Genomic DNA, 13,267 nt, shown 5'->3' with positions numbered 1-13,267 from the left:
GCCTGCTGCAGCCAGCGCAGGCGGTTCACGATGGATGCGTGCGATACCGCGACGCCCTTGGGGCGGCCGGTGGAACCGGAGGTGAAGATGACGTAGGCGGTGTTGTCCGGGCGCAGCGGTGCGATGCGGTCCGCATCGCGCAGCGGCTCCGCAGCGTATCCGGATACATCCAGCAGGTCGATCCGGAGCTGCCGCTCGATGCTCGGGTCCAGGTCCGCGCCGGAGGTCAGCACGAACACCGGCCGGGCGGTATCGAGGACATGGCCGATGCGATCGGCCGGATGATCCGGATCCAGCGGCACATACGCCGCACCGGCCGCGATGACGGCGTACATGCCGACCACGAGGTCGATGGAGCGTCGCATGCCCAGGGCGACCAGGCTTTCCGGGCCGACACCCGCGGCGATCAGGTGCCGGGCCAGCCGGTGCACCCGCGCGGAGAACTCGGCGTAGGTCAGCTCGGGCGTGCCCTCGAATACCAGCGCGGTCCGCAGCGGAGTGCGCGCCGCCTGCTCCTCGAACAGCGAGATCAGGGTGGCGGAATCGGCCCACTCGTGCGCGGTGGTATTCCAGACATCCAGCAGCAGACTGTATTCGGCGCCGTCGAGCAGTTCGATATCACCGACGGCCGCGGACGGTTCTGCGGCCACCGCGTCCAGAATGCGGACCAGGCGCTCGGCCCACAGTGCAATGGTGCCGGCGTCGAACATATCGGTGGCATAGGTGAATTCGGCGACGATGCCGCCGGCGGCATCGTCGGTCATATTCAGCTGCAGGTCGAACTTCGCGGTGGCGGTGTCGAAGGGCACCCCGTCCACCGCGAGACCCGGCAGGGTGAACGCGGCGGCGCCGGTGTTCTGGAAGGACAGCAGCACCTGGAACAGCGGGTGCCGGGCCTGCGAGCGGACCGGGCTGAGAATCTCCACCAGGCGCTCGAACGGCAGATCGGCGTGGCCGAAGGCGGCCAGATCGGTGTCCTTGGTGCGGGCCAGCAGGCCGGTGAAGCTTTCGGCCGTATCGAGTTCGGTGCGCAATACCAGGGTATTGACGAACATGCCGATGGCCTCGTCGAGCAGGGCCTCACCACGGCCGGCGACCACGGTGCCGATGGCGATATCGGCGGAGCCGGACAGCCGCGACAGCAGTGTCGCGAAGGCCGCGTGCACCACCATGAACCGGCTGGCGCCCTGGGTGCGGGCCAGGCGGTCGAGCGCCTCGGCCAGATCGGACTCCAGCGAGAACCGGTGCACGGCACCGTGATTGGAGGCCACCGCGGGGCGCGGGCGATCGGAGGGCAGATCGAGCTGTTCGGGCAGACCGTCCAGGCCGCGGGTCCAGTAGTCGATCTGCTGTGCGATCGGCGAGCTCGGATCCTCCTCGGAGCCGAGCACCTCGCGCTGCCACAGCGCGTAGTCGGCGTACTGCACGGGCAGTGGGTTCCACTGCGGCGCGGCGCCGTTCGCACGGGCCGCATAGGCGGTCATGATCTCGCGGGCGAGCGGGGCCAGCGACCAGCCGTCGGCGGCAATGTGGTGCACCACGAAAACCAGGACGTGTGCAGGCTGTTCGGCGTCGGTGACCCGGAACAGGCCGGTACGCACCGGAGCCGCGGCGGTCACATCGAAGCCCGCGGTGAGCAGCGGGGTCAGCGCGGCCTCGAGGTTGCGCTCGGTGACGTCGACCGGCGCCGAGCCCAGGCTGTCGGCAATCGGTCCGGACGGCAGGATGACCTGCACGCCACGGCCCTGCGCGGTCTGGGGGTAGACGGTGCGCAGCACCTCGTGACGGTCGATGAGATCGCCTACGGCCAGCGCCAGCGCCTGGACGTCGAGGTCGCCGGTGAGGCGGACCGCGAGCGGGATGTTGTTCACAGCCGAAGCCGTGTCGAAACGGTTCAGGAACCACATGCGCTGCTGCGCGAGCGACAGCGGAATCTCGTCCGGACGCTCCTGCGCCACAAGTTCGCTGCGGCTACCGGTGCCCGCCTGCGCCTGCACACGGGCCGCCAAAGCGGCCACAGTCGGGGCATCGAACAGCGTGCGCACCGGCACACGGGTATCGAGAGCCGCACCGAGTCGAGCGACAACCTGAGTCGCGATGAGCGAGTTGCCACCCAGCTCGAAGAAGTCGTCCTCGGCACCCACCGGGAGCTCGAGACCGAGCACCTCGGTGAAGACCGCAGCGACAATCTCCTCGGCACGGGTGGCCGGAGCACGGAACTCGCGAGCAGCGAACTCCGGCTCGGGCAGGGCACGACGATCGAGCTTGCCATTGGCATTGAGCGGGAACGCATCCATGGTCACGAAACCGGCCGGGACCATGTACGAGGGCAGCTGTGCGGACAGGTGGGCGCGCAAGGCGTCCACATCCACCGAACCCTCGGCGAGGACCACATAGCCGACGAGCTGATCACCGGTGCGGGTATCCGAACGCAGGACCACAACGGCCTGCGCGACCGACTCATGGGCCGTGAGGGCAGCCTCGATCTCGCCGAGTTCGATCCGCAGCCCGCGCAGCTTCACCTGGAAGTCGGTGCGGCCCAGGTACTCCAGCTCACCGGCGGCGGTCCAGACCACGAGGTCACCGGTGCGGTACATGCGCTCACCCGGGGTGAAGGGGTTCGCTACGAACCGATCCGAGCTCAGATCCGCACGCGCCACATAACCACGGGCCAGCTGCACACCCGCGAGGTAGAGCTCACCCGCCATACCCGGCGCGACCGGGTGCAGACGCGAATCCAACACGTAGAGCTGGGTATTGAAGACCGGACGACCGATCGGCACCGTCTCGGTATCAGCGTCGACGACCTGGTGGTAGGTCACATCGACCGCGGCCTCGGTGGGACCGTACAGGTTGTGTAGCGCCGCACCGGTCACCGCGCGCAACTGCTGCGCGGTGGTCGCGGGCAATGCTTCACCGGAGGCGAAAACCATTCGCAGGCTGGTGCATTCGGCGGCAGCGGTCTCGGCGACGAACACGGCCAGCATGGACGGCACGAAGTGTGTCGTCGTGACGCCTTCTCCGGCAATGACTTCCGCCAGGTACACCGGGTCGCCATGACCGTCGGGCTTGGCCACGACCAGGCGCGCACCGACCTGCAAGGGCCAGAAGAACTCCCACACCGACACATCGAAAGTGGCCGGAGTCTTCTGCAACACCACATCGTCAGCAGTCAGGCTGTACTCGGACTGCATCCACACCAAACGGTTGACAATGGCCGCATGGCTGACCGCCACACCCTTCGGACGGCCCGTCGAACCGGAGGTGAAAATGACGTAGGCGGTATTCGAAGGCCGCAGCGGCGCACGGCGCTCCGCGTCGGTCAGCGGAGCATCCGAGTACGCCGACAGCTCGAGAGAATCGACCGCGAGCACCGAGACACCCTCGTGGGTGAACCCGTCGCGCTCGGTCGTCAGCACGCACACCGGGTCGGCTGTGTCGAGCACGTAGGCAATACGGTCCGCTGGCTGATCCAGGTCCAGTGGCACGTACGCGCCACCGGCCTCCAGCACCGCGTACATGGCGATCACCAGGTCCAGCGACCGGCGAATGCCCAGCGCGACCAGGCTGTCCGGGCCGACACCGGCCTCGATCAGCTTGCGCGCCAACTGATGCACACGACCGGCGAACGCACCGTAGGACAGCTCTGCCCGTGCCTCGCTGCGCTCGGGTGTCCCCTCGAACGAGAGAGCTGTGGCGCCGGGAGTACGCGCGGCCTGCGCTTCGAACAGCGCGACCAGTGTATTCGTAGCATCCCTCGTCATTCCGGCATGCTTTTGGCCGGAATCCACAGCTGCGACAGCGAGATCCCGGCCAAGAGCATGCCGGGATGACGCGGCGGAAGCGCCCTCGGACGACGAGGCCGTGGACGCGGCGGAAGCGCCCTCGGATGATGGGGCCGTCAGGGCGTCGAGGACCGCAGCTACGTCGAATGCGGTGTGGTTCCACTGCGAGACGACCAGCTCGTGCTCGTGATCGTCGAGCAGGTCGATATCGCCGACGGCGCGATCAGGCTGTGCCGTCACGGCTTCCAGCAGTCGCTCGAAGCGCTGCGTGAAACTCGCCATGGCGGCGGCATCGAAAAGGTCGGTGGCGTAGATCAGTTCGGCGGTGATGCCGGATGGGGTGCCGTCGTGCTGTTCGGTGAGCACCAGTTGCAGGTCGAACTTGGCGGTGTCCAGCGGCAGGTCGACGCCGCTGACGGTCAGGCCGGGCAGCTCCGCTGCGGCGGGGCCCGAGTTCTGGAAGGACAGCATGACCTGGAACAGCGGGTGCCGGGCCTGCGAGCGGGCCGGCTCGAGGATCTCCACCAGGCGCTCGAACGGCAGGGTGGCGTGCGCGAAGGCGGAGAGATCGGTTTCGCGGGTGCGGGACAGCAGTTCAGCGAAGGTATCGCCGCCCTCGACCCGAGTGCGCAGCACCAGGGTATTGATGAACACGCCGATCAGATCGTCGAGCTGCTGTTCGCCGCGGCCGGCGATCGGCGTGCCGACGGCGATATCCGCATCGCCGGACAGCCGGGACAGCAGCACCGACAGCGCCGCGTGCATGAGCATGAAGACGGTGACGCCCTCAGCGCGGGCCAGGGCCGAGACCGCTCGGTGCAGGTCTGCATCGATGGTGAAACCGATGCGCCCGCCCCGGTAGCTGGCCTCCTGCGGCCGGGGGTGACTGAGGGGCAGATTCAGCTCTTCGGGCAGTTCCGCGAGAGTCTGCTGCCAGTAGGCGATTTCGCGGGAGAAAGTGGAGTCGGGGTCGTGCTCGTCGCCCAGCACGGCGCGCTGCCACAGCGCGTAGTCGGCGTACTGCACGGGCAGCGGGCTCCACTGCGGCGCTTCGCCGTTCGCTCGTGCCAGGTAGGCCGCGGTCAGTTCGCGCACCAGCGGACCGAACGAGAAGCCGTCCGCCGCAATGTGATGCACGACGAAGGCGATCGCATACTCGTCGGCGGCGACCTGATAGAAGCGCACTCGGAGGGGCAGCTCACGAGCGACGTCGAAGCCGCGCGCGGCGAATTCCGCCACCGCCGAGTCCACTTCGGGCACGGATACCGGGCGCACGGCGAGATCCAGATCGACCTCCGTCATCGGCAGCACCACCTGGTGACCGCCGTCCACGGATTCGGGGAACAGCGTGCGCAGCGATTCCTGACGCCGCACCACATCCAGCACGGCGGTGCGCAGCGCATCCAGGTCCACGCGGCCGCGCAGGCGAACCACGAAGGGCAGGTTGTATGTCGGTGCGGCGGTGTCGAACTGGTTGAGGAACCACATGCGCTGTTGCGCCGCGGACAGCGGCAGCAGTTCCGGCCGCGGCTGAGCGGTCAGCGGGGGCCGCTGGTCGGCGGGGTGTTCGGCGGTCGCGGCGCGGGCCGCGAGACCGGCCACGGTCGGGGACTCGAACAGGGCGCGCACCCCGATCCGGGCGCCGAAGGCCGCCGATACCCGGGCCACCACCTGGGTGGCGACCAGTGAGTTGCCGCCCAGGGCGAAGAAGTCGTCGTCGGCGCCGATCCGCTGTACGCCGAGGATATCGGCGAAGATACCGGCGACGATCTCCTCGGCCGGGGTGCGCGGGGCCCGGAAGCCGGTGTCGTCGGCGCCGAATACCGCTTCCGGCAGGGCCTTTCGATCCAGCTTGCCCGAGGAGTTCAGCGGGAAGGCGTCCAGGGCCAGCACGGCGGCCGGGATCATGTAGGACGGCAGCTGGTCGGCGGCGGCGCGGAGGAGTTCGGCGGTGTCCACCGTGTGGCCCGGCGCGGGCACCACGTAGCCGACCAACTGCTGGCCGGTGGCGGTATCGGCGACCAGCACCACGGCCTGGCTCACCGCCGGATGGGCCAGCAGGACGGTCTCGATCTCACCGAGTTCGATGCGCTGGCCGCGGAATTTGACCTGGAAGTCGATGCGGCCCAGGTAGACCAGTTCACCCTCGGCGGACCACTTGACCAGGTCGCCGGTGCGGTACATGCGCTCACCAGAGGTGAACGGGTTGGCGACGAACCGGTCGGAGCTCAGATCGACCCGGCCGAAATAGCCGCGCGCCAGCTGCACGCCCGCCAGGTAGAGCTCACCCGCCACGCCGATCGGCGCCGGGCGCAGGCGCGAATCCAGCACGTAGACCTGCGAATTCCACTCGGGCTCGCCGATCGGGACGGTCACGGTGTCGGTATCGAGGGCTTCGCGGAAGGTGATGGACACCGCGGCCTCGGTGGGGCCGTACAGATTGTGCAGACCGGCGGCGCTGACCGCACGGAAGGCCGCCACCGTCTCCGGCGGCAGCGCCTCGCCGATGACGAAAACGTCGCGCAGCGAATCGAGTTCGGCGCGCTGGGCGTGCATGGCGAAGACCGTCAGCATGGACGGGACGAAGTCGGTGAGCGTAACCCCGTGCCGGGCAATGGTTTCCGCCACATAGCGGGGGTCGCGGTGGCCGTCGGGGGTGGCCAGCACCATGGTGGCGCCGGTGCGCAGCGGCAGGAAGTAGCCCCACAGCGAGACGTCGAAGGTGGTGGCGGTCTTCTGCAGGTACACATCGGACCGGTTCACACCGTATTCGGCCTGCATCCAGGCCAGCTGATTGGCAATGGCGCGGTGGGTGACCGCGACGCCCTTGGGCTTGCCGGTGGAGCCGGAGGTGAACAGCACGTAGGCGGGATGGTCCGGGTGCAGCGCGGCGCGGCGGGCGCGATCGTCGATGCGGGTGGCCGGGTAGCCGGACAGGTCCAGCTCGTCCACGTAAAGCAGTGGCACGTCGGCGGTTTCGGGCAGGGTGAGCCCGTCGGCGCGAGTGGTCAGCACGACGTGCGGGTGGGCCGTGCCGAGAATATGGCCGATGCGCTCGGCCGGATGACTCGGATCGATCGGCACGTAGGCGCCGCCGGCGCGCAGTACCGCGTACATGGCGACGATCAACTCGACCGAGCGGGCCATGCCCAGCACAACCTGCGATTCCGGGCCAACGCCGGACTCGATCAGCAGCCGGGCCAATCGGTTGGCGCGCTCGGACAATTCGGCGTAGGTGAGTTCGGTGTCACCGAAGATGAGCGCGGTGGCCTGCGGGGTCCGGCGCTCCTGGCCGTCGAAGCCCTCGTGCAGATAGAGGTCGGAGACGCGGTGGCCGCTGGCATTCCAGCTCGCGGTGACATAGTCGAATTCGCCGGCGTCCAGCAGTTCGATATCGCCCACCGGGCGATCGGCGGCGGCGGTCGCGGCGGTCAGCAGCCGGGTGAATTTGGCCGCGAACTCGTGCACGGTGGCGGCGTCGAACAGGTCGGTGGCGTAGGTGAAGGCGGCGCTGTACGCCTCGTCGCGATCCGAGATCGTCAGCTGCAGATCGAATTTGGCGACACCGGTCTCGAAGTCGAACACCTCGGCGTCCACACCGGGCAGCAGCAGGCTCTGCTCCCCCAGGTTCTGCATGAACAGCGCCACCTGGAACAGCGGATGCCGGTTCTGCGCGCGGGCCGGATTGAGCACCTCGACCAGGCGCTCGAACGGCACCTCGCGGTGTGCGAAGGCGCTCAGGTCACGCTGGCGGGCGTGCGCGACCAGATCGGTGAAGGAGGCCGCGCCGTCCACCTCGGTGCGCAGCACCAGGGTATTGACGAACATGCCGATGAGATCGTCCAGGGCGGCATCGCCACGACCGGCGACCGGAATGCCGACGGCGATATCGGCGGAGCCGGAGAGCCGGGCCAGCAGCGCGGCGAGTGCGGCGTGCAGCACCATGAACGGGGTGGCCTGGCAGGCGGCCGCGACCCGGTCGACGGCGGCGCGCAGTTCGGCGCCGATCTCGAATTCGATGGTGGCGCCGCGGTAGCTGGAGACGGCCGGGCGGGCGTGATCCAGCGGAAGTTCCAGCTGGGCGGGCAGTTCCGCGAGTTCCTGTGCCCAGAATTCGAGCTGGCGGGCGGCCAGCGAGTCCGGATCGGTCTCGTCGCCGAGCAGCGCCTGCTGCCACAGCGCGTAATCGGCGTACTGCACCGCGAGCGGGGCCCAGCCGGGCGCCGTCCCGGTCTGCCGAGCGGTATAGGCGACAACCAGGTCCCGGGCCAGCGGGCCCATGGACGCTCCGTCACCGGCAATGTGGTGCAGCACCAGCACCAATACGTGGTCGGCCGGACCGACCCGGAGTAGTCGCATGCGCAGCGGCACCTCGGCCGCGACGTCGAATCCCCGTGCCGCCGCGGCGGATACGGCGGCGACCAGACCGTCTTCGGCCACCTCGACCGGCGTGAGGTCGACATCGAGGCCCGGCAGCACCACCTGGGTCGGGCCGGCCGGAGTCTGCGGGTAGTAGGTGCGCAGCGATTCGTGCCGCTCGATCAGGTCGGAGACGGCGGCGGACAGCGCCGCGACATCCAAATCGCCGCGCAGCCGGAGGGCGAACGGCATATTGTCCACGGCGGACTGATCGAAATTGTCCACGGCGGACTGATCGAAACCGTCTGCGGGAGCGCTGGATTCGCTGTGCGCGTAGCGGTTGAGGAACCAGATGCGCTGCTGGGCGGGCGAAAGCGGCACCTGGTCCGGGCGGGCGGCGGCGGCGAGCACCGGCCGGTCGGCGTCGAATTCGGCCGGTCCGATCAGCGCCGCATCGGAATTGGCCTGTGCGACCGGGTCTTCCGCGAGCAGGGCGAGCGCCGCGACCGTCGGGCGATCGAAGAAGTCGCGCACATCCAGGGTGATGCGCAGGGCCTCGGAGATCCGGGCGATGGCCCGGGTGGCAATGAGCGAATTGCCGCCCAGGGCGAAGAAATCATCCTCGGCGCCGACCCGCTCGAGGCCGAGCAGATTCGCGAAGACGGCCGCCACGGCCACCTCCGCGGTGGTCTCGGGCTCGCGGTATTCGGCTGCGCTGTCGGTGAATTCGGGCTCGGGCAGGGCCCGGCGGTCCAGCTTGCCGCTCTGGTTCACCGGGAACTCCGGCAGCACCATGAGCAGTGAGGGCACCATGTACTCGGGCAGGCGTTCGCGTGCCGCCGCCAGTACGGCCGCGGTGTCCAGGTCGCCGGCGGCGGGCACCACATAGCCGACCAGGTGATCGCCGCTCACGGTGTGGTGCAGCAGTACCGCCGCCTGCGCGACCTGCTGGTGATCCAGCAGTGCCGCCTCGACCTCACCGAGTTCGATGCGCAGGCCGCGCAGCTTCACCTGGAAGTCGCTGCGGCCCAGGTACTCCAGCTCGCTGGGGCCGCCGTCCACGGCGGGGGTCCAGCGCACCAGGTCACCGGTGCGGTACATGCGATCGCCGGGCGCACCCTCGGGATTGGCGACAAAACGCTCGGAGGTCAGCGACGCGCGGGCGACATAGCCGCGGGCCAATTGCACACCGGCCAGATACAGCTCGCCGACCACACCGGCCGGGACCGGCTCCAGATTGTCGTCGAGGACGAGCAGATCGGTGTCATCGGCGGCCGCGCCGATCGGGACCTGCACGGTATCGGCGGCGGTGACCTCGTGCGCCGTCACGTCGACGGCCGCTTCGGTCGGGCCGTACAGATTGTGCAGGGTGGCGCCGCTGACGTCGCGGAAGGCGGCGGCGGTGGCGGCGGGAAGGGCCTCACCGGAGGCGAAAACGCCACGCAGGGAATCGGATACGCCGTCGCGCGCGGCCTCGGCCACGAAGACCGACAGCATGGAGGGCACGAAGTGGGCGATGCTGATGCCGTAGTCGGCGATCGTGCGCAGCAGGTACGCCGGATCACGGTGACCCTCCGGCTCGGCGATCACCAGGCGCGCGCCGACCTGCAGCGGCCAGAAGAACTCCCAGACCGAGACGTCGAAGGTGAAGGGCGTCTTCTGCAGCACGGCGTCGGCCTCGTGCAACCGGTACATGCGCTGGCGCCAGCGCAGATTCGCGACGATCGCGCGGTGCGAGACCGCCACGCCCTTGGGGCGTCCGGTGGAACCCGAGGTGAAGATGACATAGGCGATGCTGTCCGCATGCGCCTGCACGACATCGCGATCCGCGGTGGGCGAGAGCGCGACGCCCGTCGCGGTGCGCTCGAATTCGTCGATGCGCAGCACCGGGACGGCGGTATCGAAGTCCGGCTCATCGGCCGTAGTGGTCAGTACGACAGCGGGTTTCGCCACCGACAGCACATAGGACAGGCGCTCGGCCGGGTGATCCGGATCCAGCGGGACGTACGCGCCGCCGGCCTTGACGATGGCGTACATGCCGACCAGCAGTTCGAAGGAGCGGCGCACGGCCAGGCCGACCAGCACGTCCGGTCCGACGCCGGCGGTGAGCAGCCGCCGGGCCAGAGCATTGGCGCGGGCATCGAATTCGGCGTAGGTCAGGGACTCGCCGCCGAACTGCAGCGCCACCGCGTCGGGGGTGCGGCGCACCTGCTCCTCGAACAGCGAGGCCAGCGTCTCGATCGGCGCCAGATGCGGCGACAGCACCGCGGCCGCGGCCTTGACGGCATCGTTCAGCAGGTCCTCGAGAACGGCGGTGAGCGCGCCCTCCTCGCCCTCCATCAGGGCGGGCAGCTGACCGGAAATGACGACCTGAACCAGCGACTCCGGTTCCAGCGCACCACCCATGGCCTCGGCGAGCATGCCGAGTTCAGCGGCCAGCGCACCGTAGCCGACCGAAATATCCCCACCCCGCACCGCGATACGGTCCGGCTCCAAGGCCGCCACCGTCTCGATCAGATTCGGCAGATCGGCGAGACCGTAGGCGCTGCGCAGCGCCGCCTGGTTACCGAACCGGCTGATTGCGACCGACTCCACACCGGACATCAGAGGGCTCCTTCTGACAAAAGCAGTGCCTGCGCATCGCCCGAGAGCGTCCGCAGGACTTGGGACAGGCCACCCGCACCGAGGGCGGCCAGGATGCCGGGTACCAAACCGGCCAATGCGACATTCACCAGTGCCTCCGGCTTCGCCGCCGCACCCATGGCACGGGCGACGGTGGCGATCTTGGCGGCTAGGTCGCGGTAGGTGACGCGGTATTCGCCGTGCGAGACGGCGATCGCGCCGGGAGCGAGCTCGGCGGCGGCGGCGATCAGCGCCGGGAGCTCGGCCGGTGGCACCGCGGCGGGCGCCTGCGGGGCGCCGGTGCCGGAGTGCACTGCCGCGTCGGAGGACTCCGATGCGACCGACCGTGCGGACTGCCCACTGCGAGGGCGTTCCGCATCGGTACGAATATCGATGGCGCGCACCACGATCGCCGGATCACCGGCGACGGTGTCGAGCACCCGCAGCAGCCGTCCCGCCATCAGGCGAATGGTGGCTGCCTCGAAAATATCGGTGGCATAGGCGAACTGCATGCGCAGGCCGGTGACCCGGCCCTGCGCGTCGTAGCGCTCCATACCGGTGAGCTGCAGATCGAACTTGGCCTCGGTCAGCTCCGGCTCCAGCACCTCGACCTCGAGACCGGGCAGCGCCACCGCGGGGGTGTTCATGTTCTGGAAGGTGAACATGACCTGGAACAGCGGGGTGTACGCGCTGGAGCGGGTACGGCCGGAGGTGGACAGCACCGCCTCCACCACGCGCTCGAACGGCACTTCGGCCTGGGCCAGGGCCGCGAGATCACGATCGCGCACCTGGCGGAGCAGCTCGTGGAACGGGGCTCGGGTGTCCACCTCGGTGCGCAGCACCACGGTATTCACGAACATGCCGATCAGATCGTCGAGAGCCCGCTCGCCACGACCCGCGACGGGTGCGCCGACCGCGATATCGCGCAGCCCGGACAGCTTCGACAGCAGTACCGCGAAAGCGCTGTGCACCATGCCGAACAGGGTCGCGCCGTGCTCGCGGGCCACCGCCGCGAGCCGAGCGGTGAGCTCGGCCGGAACCTCGAAATCGACAGTCGCGCCGCGCATATCGCGACGGGCCGGACGGGGCCGGTCGGTCGGCAGCGGGAGCTGCTCCGGCACACCGGCCAGTTCGGCGGTCCAGAAGGCCAGCTGCGCGCTGAGCAGGCTCTGTGGATCGGTGTCCGCGCCGAGCACCGCACGCTGCCAGTCGCTGTAATCGCCGTACTGGATGGCCAGCGGAGTCCACGCGGGGGCCACACCACCGCGACGACTCGTGTAGGCCTGCACCAGATCCCGGGTCAGCGGCGTGACCGAATAGCCGTCCGAGCTGATGTGGTGCATGACCACGACCAGGACGTGCTCGGTGGCCGAGATCCGCAGCAGTGCCATGCGCACGGGCGGCCGCGCCGTGACATCGAAACCGGCGGCGATGACGTCGGCCAGCTTCGCCGGAATTGCCTTGGCAGACACCGGGATCGGGGTCATGTCGATGGCGACCTCGTCCACGGACAGCACAAGCTGTACCGCTTCGCCGTCGATCTCGGGGTAGCTGGTGCGCAGAATGTCGTGGCGGCCCAGCAGATCTCGTACCGCGGCGGTCAGCGCCTCGTGGTCGAGCGTGCCGGTGAGGCGGATGGCGGCGGGCACATTGTAGGCCGCCGAATCCGGGTGCAGGCGGTTGACGACCCACATGCGCTGCTGCGAAAGTGACAGCGGCGCAGGGCCTTCGCCGGTCCGGCGGACCAGCGCGAGCCGGGCCTCGGACGGGTCGGCCGTCGCCAGCCGCTCCGCCAGCGCGGCCACGGTCGGGGCCTCGAACACCGCCGCGACCGGCACCCGCACACCCAGATCCGCGCCGAGCCGCGCAGCGAGCCGGGTCGCCATGAGCGAATTGCCGCCCAGGGCGAAGAAATCGGCGTCCAGACCGGCCACCGGATCGGCATCGGCATTCGACTCCAGGCCGATGACCTCGGCGAAGCAGGCGGCGACCAGGCGTTCGAGCCGGGTCTCCGGGGCGCGGTAGGCGGCGGCGGTGAAGCCGGGCTCGGGCAGCCGGGCCCGATCGACCTTGCCGTTCACATTGAGCGGCAGGGCTTCCAGCACCACCAGGGCGGCCGGAACCATGTACTTGGGCAGGTCGGCGGCGAGGCCCGCGCGCAGTCCGGCCGCCACCTCGTCGTAGCGGGCCGGGTCGGCGCCCGGCACGGCCGCATAGGCGACCAGCCTGGCTCCAGAGTCACCGGCGGTGCGGGCCACCGCGACCGCCGCGGTCACGCCGTCCTGACGGCGCAGCGCGGTCTCGACCTCGCCGAGTTCGATGCGGAAGCCACCGATCTTCACCTGGAAGTCGGCGCGATCGACATACTCGAGCACGCCGTCGGCGCGGCGGCGGACGATATCGCCGGTGCGGTAGAGCCGTCCTTCGCCGAAGGGGTTGGCGACAAAGCGATCCGCGGTGAGCGCGGGGCGGCCGTAGTAACCGCGGGCCAGCTGCGCACC

The 13,267-nt window shown here is 69.4% G+C and carries 2 protein-coding genes (both only partly in view); both read right to left on the bottom strand.

Translation table 11 applies throughout. The features are described from left to right. A protein-coding gene (locus tag ABZX86_RS37650; RefSeq protein ID WP_355130822.1) for a non-ribosomal peptide synthase/polyketide synthase crosses the window boundary here: on the bottom strand, positions 1-10,748 show its 5' portion. It extends 27,607 nt beyond the left edge of the window; only the first 10,748 of its 38,355 coding nucleotides appear in the window; the start codon lies at positions 10,746-10,748; the stop codon falls past the left edge of the window. Then, positions 10,748-13,267, bottom strand: partial view of a non-ribosomal peptide synthase/polyketide synthase gene (locus ABZX86_RS37645; protein WP_355130821.1) — the 3' portion only. 15,450 nt of this gene lie beyond the right edge of the window; only the last 2,520 of its 17,970 coding nucleotides appear in the window; the start codon falls outside the window, past its right edge — the gene reads right to left on this strand; the stop codon is at positions 10,748-10,750. The genes ABZX86_RS37650 and ABZX86_RS37645 overlap by 1 nt, the downstream gene beginning before the upstream one ends.

Origin of the sequence: Nocardia sp. NPDC006630 (genome assembly GCF_040611495.1) — a bacterium.
In the GTDB taxonomy this organism is placed as follows: Bacteria; Actinomycetota; Actinomycetes; order Mycobacteriales; family Mycobacteriaceae; genus Nocardia.
This window is presented reverse-complemented; position numbering and strand designations above follow the sequence as displayed.